We start from the raw sequence: 24,138 nt of genomic DNA on the forward strand, positions 1-24,138 counted from the left end.
GGCCGTGCGGTTGCGCCGCGCCAGGCATCGACCTACATCGGTGAGCAAGCCCACCCGCTCGCCAATCATCGAAAGATCCCCCATGCCGTCCACGAAAACCGTCGACCTCGCCGTCCATCCGCTGACCAAATGGCAAGGGCCGCTTGGCCTGCCGGATTTCGCCAACATCGGCGACGGCGACTTTTCTCAGGCGTTCGACGCAGCGCTGAAGGCGCATGAAGCCGAGATCGACGCCATCGCCGGCAACAAGGATGCGCCCACCATCGAGAACACGCTGGCAGCACTTGAGCTTGCCGGCGAGCCGCTCGACCATGTCTCGTCGATCTTCTGGTGCCGGGCCGGCGCCCACACCAACGACGCGATCCAGGCGCTGGAGCGCGAGATTTCGCCCAAGATGTCGAGGCATTTCTCGGCGATCTCGATGAACGAGAAGCTGTTTGCCCGCATCGACGACCTCTATCAGCGCCGCGATTCTCTGAAGCTCGATGCCGAGACGCTGCGGGTGCTGGAAAAGACCTGGAAAGGCTTTGTCCGCTCTGGCGCCAAGCTCGACACCGACGGCAAGAAGAGGCTGGCCAACATCAGCGAGGAACTGTCCTCGCTCGGCACCACATTCGGCCAGAATGTCCTTGCCGACGAGCGCGACTGGGCGCTGTTCCTTGATGAGGCCGATCTTGCCGGCCTGCCGGACTTCGTGAAGAGCTCGATGGCCGAGGCCGCCGAGACGCGCGGCCAGAAAGGCCGTTACGCGGTCACCTTGTCGCGCTCGATCTACGAGCCGTTCACAACCTTTTCCGAACGCCGCGACCTGCGGGAGACCGCCTACCGCGCCTTCACCATGCGCGGCCAGAATGGCGGCGCCAGCGACAACACCGCGGTGGTGCGCGATATGCTGAAGCTGCGCGCCGAAAAGGCCAAGCTGCTCGGCTATGGCTCCTTCGCCGCACTGAAGCTCGACGACACCATGGCCAAGACGCCGAAGGCCGTTCACGATTTGCTCGACCCGGTGTGGGAAAAGGCGCTGGAGAAGGCCGCCGCCGACCAGAAGGAGTTGGAACGGCTGGCGAGCGCAGCCGGCAGCAACGAGAAATTCGCCGCCTGGGACTGGCGCTTCTACCAGGAGAAATTGCGCGCGGAAAAATTCGCTTTCGACGAGGCGGAGCTGAAGCCGTATCTGCAGCTCGACCGCGTCATCGACGCCTGCTTCGACGTCGCGACAAAACTGTTCGGCATAACTTTCGAGGAGAAGAAAGGCATCGCCGCCTGGCATCCCGACGCACGCACCTTCGTGGTGAAGAACGCCGATGGCAGCGAGCGCGGCCTGTTCCTCGCCGATTATTTCGCCCGGTCCTCGAAGCGTTCCGGCGCCTGGATGAGCGCGCTGAAATCCGGCTACAAGCTTGGCGATGGATCCAAGCCGGTCATCTACAACATCATGAATTTCGCCAAGCCTCCGGCCGGCGAAGCCGCCCTTCTGTCCGTCGATGAGGCCAAAACCCTGTTCCACGAGTTCGGCCACGCGTTGCACGGCATGCTGACCGACGTCACCTGGCCGTCGGTGGCGGGCACTTCTGTCAGCCGAGACTTCGTCGAACTGCCCTCGCAGCTCTACGAGCACTGGCTGACCGTGCCGGCGGTGCTGGAAAAGCATGCGCTGCATGTGAAGACCGGCAAGCCGATGCCGAAGGCGCTACTCGACAAGATGCTGGCCGCCCGCACCTTCGGCGCTGGTTTCGCCACGGTGGAGTTCACCGCATCGGCGCTGATCGACATGGCCTATCATGCAAGGCCGGATGCGCCGGACCAGCCGCTTCAATTCGAAGCCGAAACGCTGGAGAAGCTTGACATGCCGGACACGATAGCCATGCGCCATCGCACCCCGCATTTCGGCCATGTCTTCTCCGGCGACGGTTATTCAGCCGGCTACTATTCCTACATGTGGTCGGAAGTGCTCGACGCCGACGCTTTCGCCGCCTTCGAAGAGAATGGGGATGCCTTCAATCCGGAGCTGGCTGAAAGGCTGAGGAAGAATATTTATGCTGCCGGTGGCTCTAAGGATCCGGAGGAGCTTTACACCGCGTTCCGCGGCAAGATGCCTTCGCCGGAGGCGATGATGGTGAAGCGAGGGCTGGTGTGAATGGCTGATCTCCCCCCTTGTGGGGGAGATGGCCGGCAGGCCAGAGGGGGGCGCTGTCCCGCCGACGGCCCAGTGGGTGGCTCGTCTGACCTAACCTTGTGCATCTTATGAAGAGGAAGCGTCGCGATCCTTCGCGCCCCCCTCTGCCCTGCCGGGCATCTCCCCCACGAGGGGGGAGATTGGCTGTTTCCAAGGATCCTTGACCCTGGGCCACACCGGCCGGGTCAGCTTCCTGTAATCGGTCACCGCCGGATTGCTTGGATAGGAACTCGGCGCGGACACATAGATAATCTCGGCCGCGATCGGTGCGAAGCCGGCGTAGAAATGGTTGGTCGACTTGATCAGCAATATATCCTTGCCCATCGGATCGACGCCGATATTGGAGAAGATATCCGGTTCGAAAGTTTGCGTGCGGTTGGTGTTGAGGATGATGTCGATTTCGGTGCCTTCGATGCGCACCAGCGCCGTCGGCCCAAGCGTCACCCGGCTCGGCCCGAAGCTCTGCCATCCCTCCGGAACCGCCTTCCGCACCCACACCTTCGCATCGATCGGCTCGCCGGCCAGCGGGCCGGCCTTGCCGCCGAAGCGCAGGTCGATGACGGCGCCTTCGCCGGCAGCCTGACAGAAGGTGACGGCGATCGGATCCCAGATCGTCGCCACGCCGACCTTGTCGACGCCGCGTTCCAGCAGGGCGCGCAGCACGACGGTGCCGTCGCCGGCGACGCCGCCGCCGGGATTGTCCCAGATGTCGGCGATGACAGCCGGCTTGTCGGCATTTTCCTTGCGCACGACCAGCGCCCGCGCGATGCCATCCTCGGTGTTCAGCATCGTCATCGCGGTCTTTTCGCGCATGGCGTAAAGCTCGCGCCCCAGCCTTTCCGCAAGCGCATCGCCTTTGGCCTTGTCATTGTCGGTGACGACCAGGATGCGGGTGCCCATCTCCGGCACATCCGCCGCCATGAAGCCGTGGATGACCGAGACCGACAGCACGCCGTCCTTGCCATGCAGCGCCTTGATGCGATCGACGAAGGCGCGCATCGGCTCGCGGCTGGTGGGCAGCACCTGGATCATGCGGCAGTCGAAGGTCGAAATGACAGGCCTGATCTCGCCGCGCGCCGCCGCCAGCCCAAGTTCGACGACATGCTCGCCGCGCTCGTAGAAATCGGTGTGCGGGAATTCGAGGAAGTAGGCCATGATGTTGGAGGCCGCCACCCGCTTCGGCGTCAGGTGGCTGTGCGGATCGAGTTCCACAGCGACCACAACATCCGGCCCGACCATGGCGCGGACGCGCTCCAGCAGATCGCCTTCGCAATCGTCATAGCCCTGCGCCACCATGGCGCCGTGCAGGCCGAGGATCACGGCATCGACGGGCAAGGCCGCCTTGAGCTGGTCGAGGATTTCGTCGCGCAGCGCCTCAAAAGTCTGGCGCTGCACCAGGCCGCCCGGCTCGGCCCAGGTGGCGGTGCCTTCGATGACGGTCAGGCCGTCTTTGGCCGCGCGCCGACGCAAGGCCACCATCGGCGAGGAGCACAGTGTCGGCGTGTCCGGATGTTTGCCCGGCCCGGCATAGAAGGCCATCTCGAACGAGGCGCGATCGGTCGGCACCGGCGAGAAGGTGTTGGTTTCCGTCGCCAGCGAGGCGGTGAAGATGCGCATGAAGACTCCGTAGTGAATGGCGCCGTTATTTGACCGCCCCGAGCGCCAGCCCCCGGACGAGATAGCGCTGCAGCCAGATGAACAGGATCGCGACCGGCAGCGTCGCCAGCAGCGTCGCCGCCATCACATGGTGCCATTCGATCGTGTAGCGGCCGGCGACCAGCGAAAACACCTGGATCGGCAGCGTGTAGCTTTCCTGGCTTCGCAGCATGGTCAGCGCCACCACGAACTCGTTCCAGGCATTGATGAAGGTGAAGATGGCGGTGACCACGATCGCCGGCAGGCAGAGCGGCAGGAACACTTTGCGCAGCGTCAGCCAGCGGCCGGCCCCTTCCATCCAGGCGGCCTCCTCGAGATCGCGCGGAATGGTGTCGAAATAGCTCTGCAGCATCCACACGGTGAAGGCGACGTTGAAGGCCATGTAGATGACGCCGAGCGCGGTGGTCGATTCAATCAGCCCCCAGGCGGCCATCAGCCGGAACAGGCCGAGCACCAGCACGATCGGTGAGATCATCTGCGAGATCAGCAGGAACTGGCGGAAGGCGCCATAGCCGGCAAAGCGAAACCGCGACATGGCGTAGGCGGCGGGCACCGAAATGAGGATGGCGCCGACGGTGGCGATGACCGAGACATAGAGCGAATTGGCCAGCGCCTGGCCAAAGCCGGTTGCCACCCACATGTCGGCAAAATTCGACCAGCGAAACTCGCTCGGCCACCAGGTCGGCGACAGCACTTCCTGCCTCGGTTTGACCGCGGTCAAAAACATCACGGCAAACGGAAAGATCGTCACCACGATCAACGGCGAAAGCAGCAGCCAGGCAATGATCGTGCGCTTCAGCTTCGGCGTCATGCGCGTTGCTCCCGCATGGCGAGCCGCACATAGATCATGGTGAAGATCAGCAGGACGGCGAACATCAGCAGCGACACCGCCGACGCTTCACCCAGTTTGCCGATGCGGAACGCCAGCTTGTAGAGGTGGGTGACCAATATGTCGGTGGAGTTGGCCGGTCCGCCCTGCGTCATCACCCAGATGATTGGGAAGGAATTGAAGACGTAGATGGTGTTGAGCACGATGGCGATGTTGATGAACGGTTTCAACAGCGGGAAGGTGATCTCGCGGAACTGCTGCAGCGGTGTCGCCCCCTCCAGCGCGGCCGCTTCGTAGAGGTCGTCGGGGATCGACGACAGGCCGCCGAGGAAGATCGTCGTCGTGAACGGCACCGTCACGAGAATGCCGATCAGCACCTGCATCGGGAATGCCGTCTCGGCCCGCGCCAGCCACTGGATATTTTCGTGGATCAGCCCGAGCCCGATCAGCGCCGAATTCAGCATGCCGCTTTCGCCGTTGAGCGCCCAGCGCCAGACCACCGCCGTCATCGTCAGCGACACCGCCCAGGGCAGCATGATGATGACGCGCGCAATGCCGCGGCCGTAGAAATCGGTGTTGAGGATCATCGCCACTGGAATGGACAAAAGCAGCGCACCGCCGACCACCAGCACGGTCCACAGGCCGGTGCGCCACAGGGCGGCCAGGAAGTCGGGATCGGCGAGGAAGGCGGAATAATTTGCGAAATTGTTGAAGTCGCGCAGTTGACCGAATCGGCTGACATCATGCGTCGATATCTGGATCAGGTCCCAGACCGGCCAGAAGATGACCACCGCCGCCAGCAACAGGCTGGGCAAGGTCAGGAGATAGGGCAGGAAGCGATTTTGCATCGGCTGGCTTGAGCGCTCGACGGCATGAGGCAGGAGAATTTGGCGCGCCCCTATCTCTAAGGGGCGCGCCGGGCGCAGGGAGATACGCCCTATTTCTTCAGCACCGCATTGGCCTTATCAGCCGCTTCCTTAAGGCCCGCCTCGGGGTCGCCGCCGAGATAGATCTTCTGCATGGCATCCGAGGTGATCTGGGCGACTTCTTCCCAGCCCGGGATGACCGGCGCGAAGCGGGCATCCGGCAGCAGCGCCGTGAACGCGGCCAGATCGGCATTGTTGACGTAATAGTCCATCTTGGCCTCTTCCTTGTTCACCGGGAGGAAGCCTTCGCCCTGGGTGAACTTGGCGCGCTGTTCCGTGCTGAACAGGAAATCGAGCAGCTTCCACGCCTCATCCTTGTTCTTGGAATTCTTGAACATGATGATGGAATCGGTGACGCCATAGGTGCCGCGCGCGCCTGTCGGACCGGCCGGAATGGCGGCAACGCCATATTTCAGGTTCGGCGCCTCGTCCTTGATCTGGTTGGACAGGAAGGGTGCCGTGATCATCATGCCGACCTTGCCCTGCTTGAACAGGTTCTGCACGTCCTCGCGGTTGTTGGAGGTGACGCCCGGCTCCGTCAACCCCTCGTCGATCATCGACTTGTAGAGCTTGGCGGCTTCGAGTGCCCCCGGCGTGCCGAGGCCCGAAGTGCCGTCCTTGTTGAGGATCTCGGTGCCCTGCGACCACATCGCGTAGTAGTAGTAGACGTCGGTCTCGATCTCCTTGCCCTGCAGGCCGAAGCCGAACGTACCGGAGCCCAGCGCCTTGATCTTGCGTGCGTCGTCCTGCAACTCGGTCCAGGTTTCCGGCGGTTTGGCGATGCCGGCCTTCTCGAACAATTCCTTGTTGTAGTACATGGCCCGCGCCGAAGCGGCGATCGGCAGGCCGTAGGTCTTGCCGTCCATAATCGAGGGCGACAGGAAAGTGTCGATGAAGCGGTCCTTGAACTCAGGCTTGATGTAGCCGTCCAGCGGCTCGGCGACGTCCTGCTGGACGAAATCGATCAGCCAGCGCGTGCCGATTATCGATAGATCCGCATTGGTGCCGGCGGTGATGTCGGTGGTCAGCTTCTGCAGCAGCACTTCCCACGGCACCACTTCGAATTTGACGGTGATGCCGGGGTTGGCCGCCTCGAATTCCTTCTTCACCGCTTCGAAATACGGCCCGGTCTTGGCGCTGTATTCGGCGACGGTGACGCGCACCTCGCCGGCTTCCGCCTGCCCGGCGAGCGCCAGCAGGCTCATTCCGGCCATCAGGCCTATAGTCCATTTCGCAAGCGTCATATGATCTCTCCCATTTGATGCGCGCCTGTGCTCTTGCGGCTTTCAGGCAGCACAAGCTTTATGTGACTTTCCTACATTATCCATCATTTTGCGCTGTGCAAGCAGATTATCCTGTTGCTTAATTACATTTCTTAAATTAGCGTTTTCCGGCTATCGTAGACCCAGGGAGACGCGCAGCGTGGTTTCAAAGGCCGAATTTGCAGGCAAGACCGTGCTGGTAACCGGCGCCGGAGGCGGCCTCGGCTCGGCCATCGTGGCCCTGTTGGCCGAGCGCGGCGCGCGCGTCGTCGGCTGCGACCAGTCGGCGGACCAACTCCGCAGCCCGCATCTCGCGTCGCGCCACGTCTTCGACCTCCTCGACCGGACTTCCACCGAGGCCGCGATCGCAGCGATTCTCGACAAGGATGGCGTCCCCGACATCCTGATCAACAATGCCGGCTGGACGCGCGCCGAGACGCTTGCCGCACTGACCCCCGACAAGATCGAGCATGAACTCGACCTCAATCTGACCGGGGTGATGCTGTTCGCCGATCCGCTGATCAAGGCGATGGCCGCCCGCGGCTCGGGCAGCGTCGTCTTCATCTCCTCGGTCAACGCCATCGCCCATTTCGGCAATCCGGCCTATGCCGCGGCAAAGGCCGGCATCAACGCCTATGCGAAATCGGTCGCGGTGGAGCTCGGCCGCAGCGGCCTGCGCGCCAATGTCGTCTGCCCCGGCTCCATCCGCACCGCCGCCTGGGACCATCGCCTGGCCAAGAACCCGGACGTCCTCGGCAAGCTGCAGCGGCTCTATCCGCTGGGCCGCATCGTCGACGCCTCGGAAGTGGCAGAAGCCGTGGCTTTCCTTGCCTCGGAACGCGCATCGGGGATAACCGGCGCGGTGGTGCCGGTCGACGCCGGACTGACCGCCGGTTTCTTGCCCTTCATCGACGACATATTGGGAGCCTGACCATGACCGACGTCGAGTTCCGCGACCTGTCGAAATCCTTCGGACGTCACAAGATCCTCGAAAACATCAGCCTCGACATCAAAAGCGGCGAGTTCGTCGTGCTGGTCGGTCCCTCCGGCTGCGGCAAGTCGACCTTGCTGCGAATGCTGGCCGGGTTGGAGCCGATCACCTCGGGCGACCTCCTGATCGGCGGCGTGCGCGCCAACGATTTGCCGCCGCAGCAGCGCAACATCGCGATGGTCTTCCAGTCCTACGCGCTGTTTCCGCACCTGAAGGCGGCCGATAATATCGGCTTCGGACCAAAAATCCGCGGTGAGAGCCGCGCGGCGATAGACGACAAGGTGAAGAAGGCTTCCGGCGTCCTCAACCTGTTCTCCTATCTCGACCGTTACCCCCGGGAGTTGTCGGGCGGCCAGCGCCAGCGCGTCGCCATGGGCCGTGCTATCGTGCGCGAACCCTCTGTGTTCCTGTTCGACGAGCCGCTGTCAAACCTCGACGCGCAATTGCGCGTCCAGATGCGCACCGAGATCAAGGCGCTGCACCAGCGGCTGAAATCGACCATCGTCTATGTCACCCATGACCAGATCGAGGCCATGACCATGGCCGACCGCATCGTGGTGATGGATCGCGGCAAGATCCAGCAGGTCGGCGCGCCGCTGGAGCTTTATGACCGTCCGGCCAACAAATTTGTCGCCTCTTTCATCGGCTCGCCGTCGATGAGCTTTGTCTCCGGCGCGCTGAAGACCACGCCCGGGAAAAGCTGGTTCGAATCGGCCGGCGGAGGACGGCTTGCTCTCGCCGGTAAGACGGTGCCGGCAGGCAGCACGGTCGAGGCCGGCATAAGGCCCGAACACTTCGTCATCGGCGAGGCCGCCGACGCCATGGCGATCAAGGTCGATGTCGTCGAGCCGACCGGCTCGGAAACGCATGTCTATGGCGCCATTGGCGCCGATACGGTGCGCGCCGTGTTTCGCGACCGGGTGCAGGTCAGGCCGGGGGAATTGCTTCCGGTCTCGGTCGCGCCGGACAACATCCATCTGTTCGACAAGGCCACGGGCCTGCCGCTATGAAAGCGAAGGTATGAAAACCCCGGCCGACATCATCACGCGCCTGCAGCTGATGTCGCAGGATGGCACCAAATCGGACCGCCGGCTGGCCGGCCTCGTGCTGACCGATCTCGATTTCGCCTCCAAGGCTGCAATCTCCGAGATTGCCGCGCGCGTCGGCGTCAGCGAACCGACGGTGACCCGCTTCTGCCGCAATCTCGGCTGCGAGGGGTTGCGCGATTTCAAATTCTATCTGGCGCAGGCGATCGCCATTGGCGGCCAGTATCTATCGCCCGAACCCCTCAGCCGCGATGCGCGCGAGCAGCGCATTGCGTCGGCCATCACCGAAGCCGCAATCGCCGCCATCCAGCGCGCCTCAGAAAATCTCGACATGAAGACGCTGGTGGGCGTCGCCGCGCGCATCGTCAATTCAGGCAATGTGCTGTGCATCGGTTCCGGCGGCATCTCCTCGATGATGGCGACGGAGATGCAGAACCGGCTGTTCCGGCTCGGTGTGCCGGTGCTGGCGCAGATCGACGGGCAATTGCAACGCATGTATGCCGCGGTCGCCACGCCGGAGACGACGCTGATTGCCTTTTCGGTGTCCGGCTATGCGCGCTCGGTCATCGATGCCGTGCAGGTTGCCCAGCAATATGGCGCCACCACCATCGCCATCACCCCGCCGGACTCCGCCCTTGCCAAGGCCGCCGACACGGTCATTCAGTTCCAGTCGCTGGAAGACGGCAACATCTACAAGCCGACCTCGTCGCGCTACGCGCTGCTGTCGATCGTCGACATGATCGTCACATCGGTCGCCGAGACGCGCGGGCCAAAGGTCCTGGAAAACCTGCGCCGCATCAAGCAGAGCGTGAACACGCTGAAGGTCGACGATCCCAAATTGCCGTTGGGCGATTGAGGGCTAGTTGGCGAGCGCCTTGATGCTCGTCACCAACGCCGCCGGGTCGCCGAGCACGCGTAGCGTCTTCATGCGAGCGGTAGCGCCAGCAACAACCGACACCGCCGATGCAGGAACGCCCAGCCCCTGAGCGACAAGTCTTTGCAATGCTTGATTGGCCGCGCCATTTTCCGGGACGGCGCGCACACGCGCCTTCAAATAGCTTCGCCCGTCCGCCGACATTTCGACGCTTTCAAGCCTGTCCACGAAAGACTTCGGCGTCAGCCGGACGAACAGGTCGACGCCATTCTCGCGGGCATGAAAAGGCGCGCTCAAGCGATCTTCGGCCTCACAGGACCAGCGGCGCTATCGTGGTGAGAATGAGCTGTCTGAGGAAGAACAGGAGCAGAAGCAGGATGATCGGCGAGATGTCGACACCGCCAAGGTCGGGCATGAACCGACGGATCGGCCGCAGCGCCGGCTCAGTCAGCCGGTAGAGCATGTTGCCGATGCTGCTAACGAACTGATTGCGCGAGTTGACGACATTGAAGGCATAAAGCCAGGAAAAGATCGCCGAGGCGATGATGATCCACCAGTAGAGGTCGAGCGCCATGACGATTGTTTGAATGAGGGCGAGCATGCCGGTCTCCAATTGTTGCCGACATGTAGCCATTGCGCACGAAACCGGCAAGGGCAGCCTTTGCAAAGCACCCGACGGCGGCACATGGCGGAAAGGGATTCGGCAAAACCGCGCCTTGACAGGAAACCGCAGCCTTCGATAAATGCGCCATCCGCTGGACGGGGCTGTAGCTCAGCTGGGAGAGCGCGTCGTTCGCAATGACGAGGTCAGGAGTTCGATCCTCCTCAGCTCCACCAGCGGAATTTTTCCATTCCTTGCTCGTCCCGAAAAGCGCGTTGCGCTTCCCCTGAGGAATTGCGTCAAAGGCCGAGCCTGGATGCGAGATAGGGGGCCAAGGCAAGCGAATAGCTGGCCGTTAGATGATGATTGTCACGCCAGACAATGATGTTGCCGACGACCGCCGGACATAGTCGCGGCCCGCAGATGGCGTCGATCATGTCGATGGCGCGCACATTTTTCTGTCCCTCCGCGGCCAACACCAACACGTCGCTCCGCTCAATGTCGCCCAGCTTGGTGACGCATTTCGTTGGCGTCGAACTCAAGCAATCGCCCGGATCGAATTTCATGTAGGGCGTGTTGCGAATGGCGACGATTTGCGAACCAGCTTCCGTCAACGTGCTCCAGAGACTTCGCAGCCCTTCGACCATCGTGTCTTGCGGCACCGATCCGTAGTTGGACTGGCTAGTGACTATCAGATCCGGTTTCAGCTTGAGTATCTCGGTGAGCACCTTTTCGTGCCACTGCGCGCATAACACGTTCGGTTTGCCATCCGCCATGATGGCCACGCGGCTGAATGGGCAGGCGGATTTTGTAAAGGTAACCAGTTTGAATTTGCGGTCCTTGGCGATCTTGTCCAGAGCCGGCACCCACTGGGCTGCATGAGAATCTCCCACCAGGACAATGGTTTTCGTACCCGCCGCATCGCCGAGAGAGCATCGTTTGGGCTCAGAGCTTTCCTCCTGGTGGCACTTCGTTGCATACACGACCGGCACGTCCCTTCTGAGCTGGGCCAATGGCGGCAGAAGATTCAGGCCGTCCGGAACAGCAGCGCCGAAGACGAGAGCGGCAGGCCCGGGGTAGGAAGGCGTGCCGATCAGCGCGGTGTCGATGCGTTCTGCTTTCAGAAAAAGCAGCAGGCTGGCGGATGCAACCACGCATGTGAGTACTGCGACGGTGCCGTACCCCAGCGGTTTCCACCAGGCACCGCCCCGGGATTGCCGATAGGGTTGTTCGACATGGCGATAAGACAGGTCCGACAGGACCAGGGTCACCGCAATCAGGCCGACACCACTGGCAAATGTCAGCGAATGGCCCTGTCCCAGGAAGAATGTGATCAGCGGCCAATGCCAGAGATAGATCGAGTACGACCGATCGCCGATGAAGCGAAGCGGCCACAAATCGAGCCCACGAAATCGACCGGCTTGGACCTCGCCAGCCAGGATGACGAGCATGGTGGCCAGGGTTGGCAGTAACGCACTGAGGCCGGGGAATGGTGTCGCTGCGGAAAACAAAAAGGCGGATGCGAGGATGCCGGCGATACCGGCAAGCGCCAACAGCCGGCTTGCACCCGCGCCCAGCCGAAACCGGTGCTCGCCAAGCAACAACAGGCCGCCCAGCGCCAATTCCCACAGGCGTGTATGACTGACGAAATAGGCCTGGGCGGGGTCAGTTTTCGTCAGGACAATCGAGGCGACAAGCGATGCCATGAAAGCAAGCGACAATGTCGTCGCCAGGCTTCGTCTCAAGGAGAGCTGCCATCGCCGCGCCAGCCAGATCACGCCGATCATGAGTACCGGCCAGACGATGTAGAACTGCTCTTCAATGGAAGCGACCAGTAATGCTGCACCGGCGTCGGCAGATTGTCGGCGTCGAGGTAGCTGACAGCTTCGTGGGCAAGACGCCAGTTCTCGACATAGAGCGCGCTGGCCAGGATCTGCTTGGCGGTTTCCTCCCAGCGTGCCTTGGAAATGAACAGCAGGGTGCCGAGCAGCGTCATGAGAAGCACCAGGATCGCGGCCGGCAAAAGCCTGCGGATTCGCCGCGAATAGAACTCGATCAGCGAGATACGGCCCTCGCGCAGCGCCATCTCAGCCAGCAGGCCGGTGATCAGATAGCCCGAAATGACGAAAAAGACGTCGACGCCGACATAACCGCCGGGAAGCACACTGGGCCACAAGTGGAAAACAACGACCAGAGCGACGGCCAGTCCGCGCAGCCCTTGTATTTCGGGCCGAAACCGACGTTCCTGATCGATTGTCAACGAAGATCCCCTAATTGCTTCAGCCGGCCTGAACCAACAGGGCATTTCTGGCCGCGATCTTCATAAGGGCAGAAATCGGCAAGGCAAAGAGCCGATCGCCGCAGCTCATTCCCTTTCCGTCTCCAGCCCGCTCACCAGCGTGTCGACGAAACCCAGCAGCTCGCTTTCGAGGTCGGTGGGCGCCAAGCCGATGAAACGGTCTTCGAGCGAAATGGCGACGATGCCGTGGACGGCAGAGAACAGTGTGCGGGCGCGGGCCAGAAGCTCCGGTGTGTCCAACGCCGGCAGTAGCCGAGCAAGCGGCTCGACCAGATGCTGGATCAGCACCGCATGCTCGGCCAGGTGCCAGTCGGGCACGGCCACACCAGGCGCCATACGGTGTTCGAACAATGCCTTCCACGCCATGCGATTGTCACGCGCGAAGCCGAGATAGGCCCAGGCCAGCGCCTTCAGCCTTGCCCTCGGCTCGGCGGCGCCGGTCGACTCCTGTTCCAAAGCCACTCCCAGCCTGGCCAGCGTGATCGAATTGACGTGCAGGATGAGCTCGTCGAGGTCGGCGAAGGCCGTGTAGAGCGCACCCAGCGCACAGCTGGAATCGGCCGTGATGTCGCGTGCGCGCAATCCGGCCAGACCTGAGATCTGGATACGCGCTTGCGTCGCCTCGATCAGCCTGCCCTTCAAATTCTCGCGTTTGGCGTCCCGTTTTGCGGTCATTAACCTTCCTTATGCGGAATTTATGAACATCGTTCATTTATCTCTTGAACGCTGTTCACGATGTGTTACCTTGCATTCGTGAACAACGTTCATAGAGGAGAAACGGAAATGTTGAAACAGTTTTTTGCTCTCGTCCGCGGCCGAAGCTACGAAGCCGCCGAGACGGTCGTCGACCGCAACGCCCTGGTGATCCTGCGCCAGCAGATCCGCGATTGCGCCGACGCCATTGCTGCTGCCCGCCGGGCAGTCGCAATTGCCATCGCCCAGAACGAAGAGGAAGTCTTGCAGTTCAAGAAGCTGGTCGTTCGCATCGACGATCTGGAGAAGCGCACGATCGCCGCGATCGAGCGGGGCCAGAATGAACTGGCCCGCGAGGCGGCCGAAACCATCGCCATGCTGGAAGCCGAACGCGACGCCTCCGACGAGGCGCAGAGGAGCTTCAGCACCGAGATCGAACGATTGAAGCGGATTATTCGCGTCTCTGAAATGCGGCTGCGCGAACTGCAGCGCGGCCAGCGCATTGTTGCCGCGGTCGACTCGACCCAGCGCCTGCGCGAAAGCGCTCCGGGCTCAAGCCTCTCGGCGCTCAAGGACGCCGAGGAGACGCTGCTTCGCCTGCGCACAAGGCAAAAGCACATCGACGCCACCGCGGCCGCCATGGCCGAGATGGAGCAGTCGGGCGATCCCGCCGCGGTCAGCGAGAAGCTGGCGGCCGCCGGCTGCGGCGCGCCGCTGAGAACCAGCGCCGAAGCCGTACTCCAGCGCCTCGCCGCCAAGATGGCCAAGCCAGCCTGATTCTACCCAGCCTGATTGTATCCGGCCTGAAACAGACCCACGCCCAACCAACCTAACCCTGAAACGAAAGGATTTTACCGATGACCCCGAACACCTATTCCCCCAAGGATTCAAGCGCCTGGAAGACCTTCACCATGGCCAGTTTCGCTGTTGCCGCTGTGATGATGGCAGGCGGCATCTACTTCATGGAAGCAAGTTTCGCCGCAAAGGGCTTCTATGCCATGGCCGCCATCATGCTCGTGCACACCTCGATCACCATCACCAAGACGCTGCGCGACTCGGAAGAGGCAAGCCGCTTCATCAACCGGCTGGAAGACGCCAAGACCGAGAAGCTGCTGATGGATGTCAGCCGCAGTAACGAAGTGTAACCGGGTTCCCGCTACACATAGGCTCAAACCGCGCAAGACCGCTGATCGATCCCGTCAGGATTTTCAACGGTCTTGCCCCAATGGAAACCGCCGCTATGGAAATCGCTCCGATCAATCGTCCCACAGCTCATCTGATGACGTCCCGGCGCTTTGCGCCATTGTTCTGGACGCAGTTCCTGTCCGCCTTCAACGACAATTTCCTCAAGAACACGTTGGTGTTCCTTATTCTGTTCACGCTGGCGGCGGACCAGGCGGCGTCCCTGGTCACCCTGGCCGGCGCCGTCTTCATGGCACCCTTCCTGCTTCTGTCTGCGCTTGGCGGCGAGATCGCCGATCGCTTCGACAAGGCCCTCATAGCCAAGCGTCTGAAATTCGCCGAGATCGCCGCGGCCGCAGTCTCCGTCGCCGGCATCGCGCTGTCGTCCATTCCTGTGCTGATGGTGGCACTGCTGATGTTCGGCATCATCTCGGCGCTGTTCGGGCCGATCAAATACGGCATCCTGCCGGATCACCTCGAGCGCAAGGAACTGCCCAAGGCCAACGCCTGGATCGAATCGGCCACGTTTGCCGCCATCCTCGGCGGCACCATCGCCGGCGGCGTCGTTTCCGCCGATGGCATCGGCGTCGCGGTGTTCGGACCGATCATGATGGCGCTCGCCGTCGGCTGCTGGCTCGTCAGCCGCTACATCCCATCCACCGGTTCGGCGGCGCCCGACCTCGTCATCGACAGGAACATCCTCCGCTCGACCTGGCGTCAGGTGGCCGAATTGCGCAGCGACATGCGCATCTGGCGCGCCGGTCTGATGACGTCCTGGTTCTGGCTGATCGGCGCCATCGTGCTGTCGATCCTGCCGACGCTGATCAAGGATTCGCTGGGCGGCAACGAAATGGCCGTCACCGTCTATCTCGCCGTGTTCGCCGTCTCGATCGCCATCGGTTCGGCCATCGCCGCCTGGATGTCTCAGGGCCGCATCGTGCTTTTGCCGGCTCCGGTCGGCACGGCGCTGCTGGCGCTGTTCGGCCTGCATTTGGCCTGGACCATCTCAAGCATGACGCCTTCGCCGGCGGCCGAAACCCTTGGCGCATTCTTCGCTGGTCCGAACACGATCCGCGTCGCCATCGACCTCGCCGGCATGGCCATTGCAGCCGCCTTCCTGGTGGTGCCGACCTTCGCCGCCGTGCAGGCCTGGTCGCCCGAAGCGCGTCGCGCCCGCGTCGTCGCTGCCGTCAGCATCGTCAATGCCGGCTTCATGACGGTCGGCGGTATCATTGTCGCCGTGATCCAGACGAAAGTCTCCACCGGTGGCATTCTGTTCGGCCTCGCCGGGGCCAATGCGATTGCCGCCTGGCTGATGCTGAAATTCCTGCCGACCAATCCCTTCCGCGACTTCGTCTCCATCCTGTTCCGCGCCTTTCTGCGCCTGGAGGTCGAGGGCATGGACAACCTCAAGGCGGCCGGCAAGGCGCCGATCCTGGCGCTCAACCATGTCAGCTTCCTCGACGGTCCGATGGCGCTGACGCTGACCGACGAGGAGCCCGTCTTCGCCATCGACTACTTCATCGCCCAGGCCTGGTGGATGAAGCCGTTCATGAAACTTGCCCGCGCATTGCCGCTCAATCCGGCCAAGCCAATGTCCACCCGCACGCTGATCAAGGTCGTGCAGGGTGGCGACCCGCTGGTCATCTTCCCGGAGGGCCGCATCACTGTCACCGGCGGCCTGATGAAGGTCTATGACGGCGCCGCCATGGTCGCCGACAAGACCGGCTCGATGGTTGTGCCGGTGCGCATCGACGGGCTGGAGAAGACCTACTTCTCGCGGCTGTCCTCGCAGCATGTGCGCCGCCGTCTGTTCCCCAAGGTCAAGGTGACCATTCTGGAACCGGTCAAGCTCGAAGTGCCGCAGGAGCTGAAGGGCCGCAAGCGTCGCGCCGCGGCCGGCTCTGCCCTCTACCAGGTGATGTCGGATCTCGTCTTCCGCACCCAGGACATCGACAAGACCGTGCTGGAAAAAATCATCCAGACAGCCAACGAACGCGGCATGAAGCAGCTCGCCGTCGAGGATCCGGTCACCGGCTCGCTCAGCTACGGCAAGCTTTTGACGGCCGTTGCCGTGCTCGGCGAGAAGTTCCAGAACATGTATGCCGACCAGCAGACGCTGGGCATCATGCTGCCCAACGCCAACGGCGCCTGCGCAGCCCTGCTCGGCGTCATGTCGGCGGGCAAGGTCCCGGCGATGATGAACTTCACCGCAGGTGCCGCCAACATACTGTCGGCCTGCAAAGCGGCCGAAGTCCGGACCGTGCTCACCTCCCGCGCATTCGTCGAACAGGCAAAGCTCGGCGCCGTGGTCGAGGAACTCGGTCGTTCGGTCGAGATCGTCTGGCTCGACGATCTCAGGAAGACCATCGGTCTCAAGGACAAGCTGCTCGGCCTGCTGCGCAAGTCGACGCCGCGCGCGAAGCGCTTGCCCGACGATCCGGCGGTGATCCTGTTCACCTCGGGTTCGGAAGGCACGCCCAAGGGCGTCGTGCTGACCCACCGCAACATCCTGGCCAATGCCGCCCAGGCGGCGTCGCGCATCGATTTCCATTCGGGCGACAAGGTGTTCAACGTGCTGCCGATCTTCCATTCCTTCGGCATGACGGCGGGCACTGTGCTGCCGCTGATCTCCGGCGTGCCGGTCTATTTCTACCCCTCGCCGCTGCACTATCGCATCGTGCCGGAACTGATCTACGCCTCGAACGCGACGATCATCTTCGGCACCGATACGTTCCTTTCCGGCTATTCGCGCACCGCGCATCCCTATGACTTCCGCTCGATACGCTATTGCTTTGCCGGCGCGGAACCGGTCAAGGCGGCGACGCGCATGACCTATATGGAGAAGTTCGGCGTGCGCATCCTCGAGGGCTACGGTGTCACCGAGACAGCGCCAGTGATCTCGATCAACACGCCGATGTACAACCGCTCCGGAACCGTCGGCAAGATCATGCCCGGCATGGAATACCGCCTCGACCCGGTTCCCGGCGTCGATGATGGCGGACGACTGTTCGTGCGCGGACCCAATGTCATGGCCGGCTATCTCCGGGCCGAGAAGCCCGGCGTGCTCGAGCCGCTCGAAGACGGCTGGCATGACACTGGCGACGTCGTCGCTATCGACGAGGGCGGCTTCATCACCATCCGCGGCCGCGCCAAGCGCTTCGCCAAGATCGGCGGCGAGATGATCTCGCTGGCGGCTGTCGAGGCGCTGGCCGGCGAATTGTGGAAAGGCTCGCTGTCGGCGGTCGCCACCGCGCCGGACGCACGCAAGGGTGAAAAGCTGATCCTCATCACCGAGGCTCCCGGCGCCACCCGCGCGGATTTCCTCGCTTTCGCCAAGGCCAATGGCGCCATGGACCTGATGGTCCCGGCCGAGGTACGGGTCGTCCCGAACGTGCCGGTGCTCGGCTCCGGCAAGCTCGACTTCGCCGCCGTTACTAAAATGGTGCGCGACGAAGAAGCCATGAAGACCAGGGCCGCCTGACCGGCCATCTCGATCTGACGAAGAAAAGGCCGGCTCGCTTGCCGGCCTTTTTTCTCGGTCAGCCTTTCGCTTCTCCCTGCGAAATCAGCATCGCCATGCGCTGGACGGCGCGCAGCTCCATCTCCAGCCCCGGCGACGAGGCCAGCGCCGGCATGTTGAGCGCCACCACGGTCAACGGTTCGAGCGTGGCCAGCAGCACATGCGTCGCTTCGTATTTTTCGAACAGCCAGGCCAGCTGCTCGCGTATGTCCTGGTCGACAGGCGCATCCGGCTGCACATCGGCGACGGAACGCACCGGCTCCTGCTCCAGCGCCCGGGCCAGCACCTTGAGGTCGAAATCGCCGAGGTCGGCGTCCCTCAGGATCAGCGCGCCGTCGACGAGAATATGGTGCTGCAGACCGCGCAGGAAGCGCGCCGAATCGGTCAGATCGCCCTCGGCCATATGCTTCAGCAGCGACTCACGGCGCTTTTCGGCGGTGAGGCTGACACTGTCATTGTAGATGACCGCCAGCAGCGTCGCCGACAGCACGATCACCACGCCCTGCACGCTGCCGCGCCAGCCGAGATCGTCGATGCCGCCCAGCGCCAGCCCGGCAAACACCGAGCTCAGTGCGATGACGGCGAAGGCGCCGATCGTGTCGCGATGGCCGAGGCTGGCGCGTCCAAGGCCGATCGTCAGCCAGCACAGGAACAGGATGGCAATGCCGCCGAGCCGCACCGGCACTTCGAACAGGCCGGGCCGATAGTCGGTGACCATGAACGGGAGGATCAACAACAGCGACAGCGCCATGCGCTCCACCGTACGGTTTTCGGCCGCCGACAGGCTGTCGCGGTCGCGCATCATAACCAGCCAGCCGATGGCGAGAAAGCCACCGAACTGGAAGGCCAGCAGCGCCGCCATCCGCCACGGCTCTGCGAAGCGATCGGGAATCAGCGCCAGCAGGAAGAACAGCCCTGCGCCGCTGGCAGCGAAGAATTTAAGCGCAAACGGCGCGTGACGGCGCAAAAGCCCTTCGGTCAGCAAAAGCGCCGCCAGCGGCAGCAGGCCCGCCGCGACGATGGTGACGACGCGGAAGATGCCAAAGCCCGTCGTCCAGTCGAGAATTCGGCAGGCGAGCAACGCCGCCAGCACCCTCAGGCCGAACAGGAAACGTCTCGACAAGGGATCGCCGGTGTCGCGCGCGCCCACCACCGAGATGACGATCAGCAGCCCCGCCAGCGCAGCCAGCGAAGTGATGGTGTCGGCGACCAGTGTGTCGTCGAGGTTCATGGCTCGAGGCGCCCCTCAAAAGAGAAGCCTAGCGTCTCCATGGTCTCAGCACATTCCATTGGCGGCTGGAGTCGGCCCAGTGAACAACCGGCAGCACCAGACGCTGCAACGTGGCGGCCGCACCCGCCACGGCAAGGGCGGCAAGCGAGCCGCGCGGCACCGTGTCGGCGAGATAGGTGCGCGCGGACTGGAAGCTCATCTGGCCTATCTGCAGCACATCGTCACCGCGCCCATAGTCGAGCTCGTTGCGGCAGAACGCGTTAAAGGTCTCGTCGCGGTGCTTGGCCGCTTCGTCGAATGTCTTTTTCAGATCGTCCGAGCCGCCGGTATAGGCATTGGTGATGACGAAGCGCTCTTCGTCGAAACCGGCTTCGGGACCGACGCCGAAGACATGGCGGTGACGCGCCATGATCTGCCGCGCCAAAAGCACATGGGTGAGCGAGCGCCGCGCACCGGCGTGCAGGCCGGGAAACACATTGCTGAAGGCCTCGGCGACCATGCCGACGACGGCCGGCACCTGGGTGACGTTGGAGATCCAGATCGGCCGCAGCTGATTGCGCAGGAACATCAGGAAACAGGTCAGGCCGTAGAGAATCCAGCTGAGACCCCGGCTGCGCTCGTCCGGATCGACCATGACCAGGCCGAGATGCAACACCTCATAGGGCTTGCCAGCCAGCGATATCTCCATCAGCGCCAGCGCATTGAAGGCAATCGGCCGCCCGTCGCTGCGCCGGTAGACGATGGTGATGATGGAATGTTCCAGCCGGCTGCGGTCACCGGAAAACACGCCATAGGTCAGGCTGCCGGCCTTCAGCGTCTTCGACGCCACCAGCCGCAAATCCGCGCTCAATTGCTCCAGCTCGGCCGGCTGCATCCAGCGCCCGGGCCGCTCCACGACGCGCGTCTCGTAGCCGTCGGACACGCGCATGCGCACATCCATGAACCGACCCGGCAGCAGCTGCAGAACCGCCTTGAGCAAGGTTTTCCCCTGGGCAGAGTGTTGGGGGCAGGATGGGGGTATGAGCCTAAGGTGGCGTAAATCTGGCGAGGATGGGGGTGGGTTGGTGTCGATAGGGTAAAGGAATGGCTGCGATTGGCGGGCGTTCCGAGGGCGGCGTAGCTTCTGGCTGGTAAAAATCGGCCAGCGGTCCAGACTTTCTGCGGCAACAAGATGGTAACTGCCGACGCCAAGGCGTAATGCGAATTTTCAAAGATTGCAGTATTGAAAGTCCATGGGATTCGGGATTTTCATTCATCGCTCAGATTCGATCTACGACGACAGCCCGGCTGAGCAATATCAGTTCCCGAGCCAGTACCTGCGTCGCGTCGAAGCATGTGTCGGCGACTGGATCATATACTACGAGCCTCGGAAGGTAGCGGACACACGTGGTTATTTCGCGATGGCCAAGGTCCAGCAGGTCATCCCCGACCCTACAGTCCAGGGCATGTATCTCGCTCTGATCGAACCAGCGAGTTACCTCGATTTCGTCAATCCGGTTCCGTTTAGTGCGATGGATGGGCTCGTAGAACGAGGTTTGCTCAACGATGAAGGGCAGATTTCTGGCCGCGCCCAATCGGCGGTTCGTCCGCTCAGTCCAAGCGACTTCAACCGAATTGTCGATCTAGGGTTAGACCAGAGCGAACCGCTGCTGCCGCGTGTCGATGAGATCGGTTTTGAGTTCGAAGAGGAGCAGGTTCCGTTCCAGTTCGAGCAGAGCCGTGACCGCGTCGCCTATATCGGATCAAGGCTGGTGCGTGACCGCGTTTTCCGCAGCATTATCTTACGCGCTTATGACGAACGCTGTGCGATCACGGGGCTTAAGCTAATAAACGGCCGTGGCCGTGCAGAGGTTGCTGCCGCCCATATTCGGCCTGTCGAAGCGAGTGGCCCGGACATTGTCGGTAACGGGATTGCACTCTCCGGCACTGCGCATTGGATGTTCGATCGTGGACTAATCGGTCTGAGTGATGACCTGGAAATCCTGATCTCGCGACAGGTCAATGACCACGAGAGCGTGCGGGCGTTCGTCAACAAAACCGGCCGTGCGCTTCCGCCCCGCCGACCGGTCGAACGCCCCCATCCTCATTTTCTGCAATGGCATCGCGAGCACTGCTTTAAGCAGTGACGGAGCGCAATTACTGGATACCCCTTCGGGCTCCACCAACCCCCCGCTCGGGATCTACTGCTCCAGCCTTGCGAAGCGACTCCCTTGACCAGACCTAATCCCCGTCCCGACGATCGATCCTAATCCCTCAAACTGAACACGATCGGCGCGACCACGGCGCCGACCTTCTCGGGCGGCGGCGTGGGCACCGTGGCGCCTTGCAGTACGCTGAGCGCGGCGCGGTCGAGATCCGGGTCGCCCGAGGAGCGCGCCAGCCAGGCCGAGGTCACCCTGCCTGAGGCGTTGACGACGAAGCTGACATTGACCGTGCCTTTGGCCCGCCTCGGCCTTGCCGCGTTCGGATAGTGCGTACGCCGCTGGATCCATGACCGCAGCGAGGCGTTCCATCTGTCGGCGTCGCCTGATCGCGAGCTCGACTGCGACGCCTTCGGCGTAGATGCTTTGGCAGCCGGCTTTGCATCGACGCTGGCCGTCATCAGCGCCTTCGTCCGCGCCGCCTTTTCCTTCTTGTCCTTCTCCGGGCGCTGTCCAGGTTTTTCGACCGGCTTCTTCGCCATCCCGGCGGTCCTTTCCTCCACAGGATTGTCTTCTTTCGGCTTCGGCTGCGGCAGCGGGATGATCACGTCCGGCGCCACGGTCTGGACGATCTCGGGCACAACCTCGTCCAACGGCGGCTGTTCGAGTTGTTCGGTCATCTCGGCCGGAGCGGTCACGTCGGGCGGCACGGTTTCCGGCTTTTCGGCGACGGGCTCGGCCTGATCGGCCTCGGCTTCGGGTGCGGGCTCTACAACGGGCTTGGGCGCGGGTTCTATATCGGCTTCGGTCTCCTCGACCTGGTTCGGCGGCTCCGGCGTTGCCACGTCGGGCACCGAATCCTCCTGCACCGCCGGCGCGAGAGGCGACAGCTCGATCGCCATCGCTGGCGGTGGGCCGCCATCCATCTCGTTGGCCAGGGTGAAGCTCTGCACGGCATAGGCGATCGCCACATGCGCGCCGACAATGAGAATGGCCGCAACCGTCCACAAACCGATCTCGCGCGCGCCAGTGCGCGGCGGATCGGCCATGGTAACGGCGGCAGCCAGATACGTCATGGGGCGGCGCCCGGTTGCGGCGGCGGCGCGGCACCCGCCGGCGCCGTCTCCAGTCCGACCAGCGCGATCTTCAGGTAGCCGGCTCCGCGCAGGAGATTCATCACCTCCATCAGCTCACCATAGCCGACCGCCTTGTCGGCGCGCAGGAAGATGCGGGTCTGCTTGTCGCCCTTTGTCTTGCCGTCGAGCACAGCCGCAAAGGCTTGGCGGGGAACGCTGTCATTGCCGATCGCCAGCGTCAGATCGTCCTTCAACGTCAGGAACAACGGCGTTTCCGGCCGCGGCGCCGGCGTCGCGGTCGAACCCGGCAGGTCGACATTGACGTCGACCGTCGCCAAAGGCGCCGCGACCATGAAGATGATCAGCAGCACCAGGATGACATCGATGAACGGCGTAACGTTGATCTCGTGGTTTTCCTCGAGATCGCCGTCGATGTTCTCGCGAATTCTGGCCGCCATGGCCTATCACTCCGCCGCCAGCGCGGGCGCCTGCGGCACCGTGCGAAAATCGAGATCGCGGCTGACCAGCCGTTCGACGCCGGCCGAGGCATCGGCGAGGATCTGCCGGTAGCCGGATATGGAGCGCGCGAAGACGTTGTAGATGACGACAGCGGGTATGGCCGCGACCAGCCCCATCGCTGTCGCCAGCAGCGCCTCGGCGATGCCGGGGGCGACGACGGCGAGATTGGTGGTCTGCGCCTGCGAGATGCCGATGAAGGCGTTCATGATGCCCCAGACGGTGCCGAACAGGCCGACGAAGGGCGCCGTCGAGCCGATCGTCGCCAGCACGCCGGTGCCGCGCGACATGCGCCGCGCCGCCGCCGCCTCGATGCGCGACAGGCGCGACGTCACGCGTTCCTTCAGCCCGTCGCCGGTCACGTGGTCGAGCGCGCCGGCCGAAAGCGCGGCCTCTTCCTCGGCCGCCTGCACCAGGAGCGCGCCGGGGCCACCACTGTTGCCAAGCGCGCGACCAGCCTGTCGCAGCGTCGCGGCATTGCCGATGGCGTGCGCCGCGCGCCGCGCGCCGAGCTTGCCGAACAGGATTTCCAGCGACTTGGCCAACCACACCGTCCAGGTGACGAGGGAGGCGAACGCCAGCCCGATCATCACCGCCTTGACGACGATGTCGGCGGCCATGAACATGCCCCACGGCGACAGATCGTGCGGCAGGGCCAACGAAATGGCGGAAGGCTCGGCCTGCGCGGGCGCACCGGGCTCTGTGGTCGGCAGTGGTGCGGCCGGCGCGACTTGCCCGGCGGCTGGTGGCACGACAGGCGCAGTCGGTGCCGCCTGTTCCACCGCCGCTGGCGGCGAGGCCGGCGCCGTCTGGACGGTTGCGGCGGGTTCCGTTGTCACCCGAGGTTGGGTGGCCGGCCGCTCTTGCGCAGCAACGCTGCCGGCCGACAGCATGATCGCGGCCAGCGCCGTCAACAAACCATTTCTGGACACGCTTCGTCCTCGCTTCATCATTGCATGCAACCGATGGGGCTGGCCGGTGACGGGATCGCAAACACCTCCATCTCGACCCGAAAAACCCAGCCACGGATTCTGGCTTTGTCTCAAACGCGGCACAGCCTCCGGAAAACAATTCGGACGGCCGTGTCCCCCTCGCTTGACTATAAAACATGAGTTT

The 24,138-nt window shown here is 63.1% G+C and carries 22 protein-coding genes and 1 tRNA gene; 9 read left to right on the forward strand and 14 right to left on the reverse strand.

The window, feature by feature from the left end; translation table 11 throughout:
- Positions 1–82 precede the first annotated feature (82 nt).
- Complete coding sequence (locus tag ACWGTO_RS25900; protein WP_454577635.1) at positions 83–2,137, forward strand: M3 family metallopeptidase; 2,055 nt, start codon at positions 83–85, stop codon at positions 2,135–2,137.
- A gap of 105 nt (positions 2,138–2,242) precedes the next feature.
- Here the strand turns inward: ACWGTO_RS25900 and ACWGTO_RS25905 are convergent, their stop codons facing one another.
- From ACWGTO_RS25905 to ACWGTO_RS25920, 4 genes are all read right to left on the reverse strand, one after another.
- Complete coding sequence (locus ACWGTO_RS25905; protein WP_454577636.1) at positions 2,243–3,793, reverse strand: M81 family metallopeptidase; 1,551 nt, start codon at positions 3,791–3,793, stop codon at positions 2,243–2,245.
- A gap of 25 nt (positions 3,794–3,818) precedes the next feature.
- Complete coding sequence (locus tag ACWGTO_RS25910) at positions 3,819–4,643, reverse strand: carbohydrate ABC transporter permease (RefSeq protein WP_454577637.1); 825 nt, start codon at positions 4,641–4,643, stop codon at positions 3,819–3,821.
- On the reverse strand, positions 4,640–5,509 hold the full coding sequence (locus ACWGTO_RS25915; RefSeq protein WP_454577638.1) for a carbohydrate ABC transporter permease: 870 nt from the start codon (positions 5,507–5,509) through the stop codon (positions 4,640–4,642). Before ACWGTO_RS25915 ends, ACWGTO_RS25910 begins: the two co-directional genes overlap by 4 nt.
- Before the next feature lie 89 nt (positions 5,510–5,598).
- Positions 5,599–6,831, reverse strand: a complete 1,233-nt coding sequence (locus ACWGTO_RS25920; protein ID WP_454577639.1) for an ABC transporter substrate-binding protein — start codon at positions 6,829–6,831, stop codon at positions 5,599–5,601.
- Positions 6,832–7,009: 178 nt separating this feature from the next.
- Between ACWGTO_RS25920 and ACWGTO_RS25925 the strand changes: the two genes are divergently transcribed.
- Genes ACWGTO_RS25925 through ACWGTO_RS25935 form a run of 3 tightly spaced genes read left to right on the forward strand, consistent with a single transcriptional unit; the run spans position 7,010 to position 9,742 of the window.
- Positions 7,010–7,780, forward strand: a complete 771-nt coding sequence (locus ACWGTO_RS25925) for an SDR family NAD(P)-dependent oxidoreductase (protein ID WP_454577640.1) — start codon at positions 7,010–7,012, stop codon at positions 7,778–7,780.
- 2 nt (positions 7,781–7,782) lie between these two features.
- The gene (locus tag ACWGTO_RS25930) at positions 7,783–8,850 is read left to right on the forward strand and encodes an ABC transporter ATP-binding protein (protein ID WP_454577641.1); all 1,068 of its coding nucleotides are present in this window, start codon (positions 7,783–7,785) and stop codon (positions 8,848–8,850) included.
- A gap of 10 nt (positions 8,851–8,860) precedes the next feature.
- Complete coding sequence (locus tag ACWGTO_RS25935) at positions 8,861–9,742, forward strand: MurR/RpiR family transcriptional regulator (RefSeq protein ID WP_454577642.1); 882 nt, start codon at positions 8,861–8,863, stop codon at positions 9,740–9,742.
- 3 nt (positions 9,743–9,745) lie between these two features.
- Here ACWGTO_RS25935 and ACWGTO_RS25940 read toward each other — a convergent pair whose 3' ends face one another.
- Both ACWGTO_RS25940 and ACWGTO_RS25945 read right to left on the reverse strand, forming a co-directional pair.
- Entirely contained in the window at positions 9,746–10,057 is a 312-nt protein-coding gene (locus tag ACWGTO_RS25940; RefSeq protein WP_454577643.1) for a DUF167 family protein, read from the reverse strand.
- Positions 10,058–10,070: 13 nt separating this feature from the next.
- Positions 10,071–10,361, reverse strand: a complete 291-nt coding sequence (locus ACWGTO_RS25945; protein WP_454577644.1) for a YggT family protein — start codon at positions 10,359–10,361, stop codon at positions 10,071–10,073.
- A 160-nt stretch (positions 10,362–10,521) separates the two neighbouring features.
- Between ACWGTO_RS25945 and ACWGTO_RS25950 the strand changes: the two genes are divergently transcribed.
- Positions 10,522–10,597: transfer RNA gene (locus ACWGTO_RS25950), tRNA-Ala, on the forward strand.
- A gap of 63 nt (positions 10,598–10,660) precedes the next feature.
- On the opposite strand, the gene ACWGTO_RS25955 is transcribed toward ACWGTO_RS25950, so the two are convergent.
- The 3 genes from ACWGTO_RS25955 to ACWGTO_RS25965 all read right to left on the reverse strand — a co-directional run bounded on the left by ACWGTO_RS25955 (position 10,661) and on the right by ACWGTO_RS25965 (position 13,335).
- Positions 10,661–12,148, reverse strand: a complete 1,488-nt coding sequence (locus tag ACWGTO_RS25955; protein WP_454577645.1) for an acyltransferase family protein — start codon at positions 12,146–12,148, stop codon at positions 10,661–10,663.
- Positions 12,145–12,621 carry an acyltransferase family protein gene (locus tag ACWGTO_RS25960; protein WP_454577646.1) on the reverse strand — a complete coding sequence of 159 codons (477 nt, stop codon included), beginning with the start codon at positions 12,619–12,621 and terminating at the stop codon, positions 12,145–12,147. Before ACWGTO_RS25960 ends, ACWGTO_RS25955 begins: the two co-directional genes overlap by 4 nt.
- A 105-nt stretch (positions 12,622–12,726) precedes the next feature.
- A complete protein-coding gene (locus ACWGTO_RS25965) occupies positions 12,727–13,335 on the reverse strand; it encodes a TetR/AcrR family transcriptional regulator (RefSeq protein WP_454577647.1) in 609 nt (202 codons plus the stop codon).
- Positions 13,336–13,443: 108 nt separating this feature from the next.
- Between ACWGTO_RS25965 and ACWGTO_RS25970 the strand changes: the two genes are divergently transcribed.
- The 3 genes from ACWGTO_RS25970 to ACWGTO_RS25980 all read left to right on the forward strand — a co-directional run bounded on the left by ACWGTO_RS25970 (position 13,444) and on the right by ACWGTO_RS25980 (position 18,019).
- Positions 13,444–14,130 (forward strand): PspA/IM30 family protein, encoded by a 687-nt coding sequence (locus ACWGTO_RS25970; RefSeq protein WP_454577648.1) that lies wholly within the window; start codon positions 13,444–13,446, stop codon positions 14,128–14,130.
- An 80-nt stretch (positions 14,131–14,210) separates the two neighbouring features.
- Positions 14,211–14,498: a YiaA/YiaB family inner membrane protein gene (locus ACWGTO_RS25975; protein ID WP_454577649.1), complete on the forward strand. Its 288-nt coding sequence runs from the start codon at positions 14,211–14,213 to the stop codon at positions 14,496–14,498.
- Between the two features lie 95 nt (positions 14,499–14,593).
- Complete coding sequence (locus ACWGTO_RS25980; protein ID WP_454577650.1) at positions 14,594–18,019, forward strand: acyl-[ACP]--phospholipid O-acyltransferase; 3,426 nt, start codon at positions 14,594–14,596, stop codon at positions 18,017–18,019.
- A 58-nt stretch (positions 18,020–18,077) separates the two neighbouring features.
- On the opposite strand, the gene ACWGTO_RS25985 is transcribed toward ACWGTO_RS25980, so the two are convergent.
- Positions 18,078–19,289, reverse strand: a complete 1,212-nt coding sequence (locus tag ACWGTO_RS25985) for a hypothetical protein (RefSeq protein ID WP_454577651.1) — start codon at positions 19,287–19,289, stop codon at positions 18,078–18,080.
- Positions 19,290–19,317: 28 nt separating this feature from the next.
- Complete coding sequence (locus ACWGTO_RS25990) at positions 19,318–20,268, reverse strand: hypothetical protein (protein ID WP_454577652.1); 951 nt, start codon at positions 20,266–20,268, stop codon at positions 19,318–19,320.
- A 253-nt stretch (positions 20,269–20,521) separates the two neighbouring features.
- On the opposite strand from ACWGTO_RS25990, the gene ACWGTO_RS25995 reads away from it, so the two are divergent.
- Positions 20,522–21,415 carry an HNH endonuclease gene (locus ACWGTO_RS25995; RefSeq protein WP_454577653.1) on the forward strand — a complete coding sequence of 298 codons (894 nt, stop codon included), beginning with the start codon at positions 20,522–20,524 and terminating at the stop codon, positions 21,413–21,415.
- Between the two features lie 119 nt (positions 21,416–21,534).
- Here ACWGTO_RS25995 and ACWGTO_RS26000 read toward each other — a convergent pair whose 3' ends face one another.
- From ACWGTO_RS26000 to exbB, 3 genes are read right to left on the reverse strand one after another with little or no spacing between them, the layout of a single operon-like run.
- Entirely contained in the window at positions 21,535–22,506 is a 972-nt protein-coding gene (locus ACWGTO_RS26000) for a TonB family protein (RefSeq protein ID WP_454577654.1), read from the reverse strand.
- Positions 22,503–22,964, reverse strand: a complete 462-nt coding sequence (exbD, locus tag ACWGTO_RS26005; RefSeq protein ID WP_454577655.1) for a TonB system transport protein ExbD — start codon at positions 22,962–22,964, stop codon at positions 22,503–22,505. Before exbD ends, ACWGTO_RS26000 begins: the two co-directional genes overlap by 4 nt.
- A gap of 6 nt (positions 22,965–22,970) precedes the next feature.
- The gene (gene exbB, locus ACWGTO_RS26010; protein ID WP_454577656.1) at positions 22,971–23,954 is read right to left on the reverse strand and encodes a tonB-system energizer ExbB; all 984 of its coding nucleotides are present in this window, start codon (positions 23,952–23,954) and stop codon (positions 22,971–22,973) included.
- Between the last annotated feature and the right edge of the window lie 184 nt (positions 23,955–24,138).

This window comes from Mesorhizobium sp. PL10, assembly GCF_053714315.1.

Coding starts and splice junctions, on each gene's coding strand:
- ACWGTO_RS25900 (WP_454577635.1), top strand. CDS start 83: ATGCCGTCCACGAAAACCGTCGACCTCGCCGTCCATCCGCTGACCAAA.
- ACWGTO_RS25905 (WP_454577636.1), bottom strand. CDS start 3,793: ATGCGCATCTTCACCGCCTCGCTGGCGACGGAAACCAACACCTTCTCG.
- ACWGTO_RS25910 (WP_454577637.1), bottom strand. CDS start 4,643: ATGACGCCGAAGCTGAAGCGCACGATCATTGCCTGGCTGCTGCTTTCG.
- ACWGTO_RS25915 (WP_454577638.1), bottom strand. CDS start 5,509: ATGCAAAATCGCTTCCTGCCCTATCTCCTGACCTTGCCCAGCCTGTTG.
- ACWGTO_RS25920 (WP_454577639.1), bottom strand. CDS start 6,831: ATGACGCTTGCGAAATGGACTATAGGCCTGATGGCCGGAATGAGCCTG.
- ACWGTO_RS25930 (WP_454577641.1), top strand. CDS start 7,783: ATGACCGACGTCGAGTTCCGCGACCTGTCGAAATCCTTCGGACGTCAC.
- ACWGTO_RS25935 (WP_454577642.1), top strand. CDS start 8,861: ATGAAAACCCCGGCCGACATCATCACGCGCCTGCAGCTGATGTCGCAG.
- ACWGTO_RS25945 (WP_454577644.1), bottom strand. CDS start 10,361: ATGCTCGCCCTCATTCAAACAATCGTCATGGCGCTCGACCTCTACTGG.
- ACWGTO_RS25955 (WP_454577645.1), bottom strand. CDS start 12,148: ATGATCGGCGTGATCTGGCTGGCGCGGCGATGGCAGCTCTCCTTGAGA.
- ACWGTO_RS25965 (WP_454577647.1), bottom strand. CDS start 13,335: ATGACCGCAAAACGGGACGCCAAACGCGAGAATTTGAAGGGCAGGCTG.
- ACWGTO_RS25970 (WP_454577648.1), top strand. CDS start 13,444: ATGTTGAAACAGTTTTTTGCTCTCGTCCGCGGCCGAAGCTACGAAGCC.
- ACWGTO_RS25975 (WP_454577649.1), top strand. CDS start 14,211: ATGACCCCGAACACCTATTCCCCCAAGGATTCAAGCGCCTGGAAGACC.
- ACWGTO_RS25980 (WP_454577650.1), top strand. CDS start 14,594: ATGGAAATCGCTCCGATCAATCGTCCCACAGCTCATCTGATGACGTCC.
- ACWGTO_RS25985 (WP_454577651.1), bottom strand. CDS start 19,289: ATGAACCTCGACGACACACTGGTCGCCGACACCATCACTTCGCTGGCT.
- ACWGTO_RS25995 (WP_454577653.1), top strand. CDS start 20,522: ATGGGATTCGGGATTTTCATTCATCGCTCAGATTCGATCTACGACGAC.
- ACWGTO_RS26000 (WP_454577654.1), bottom strand. CDS start 22,506: ATGACGTATCTGGCTGCCGCCGTTACCATGGCCGATCCGCCGCGCACT.
- exbD (WP_454577655.1), bottom strand. CDS start 22,964: ATGGCGGCCAGAATTCGCGAGAACATCGACGGCGATCTCGAGGAAAAC.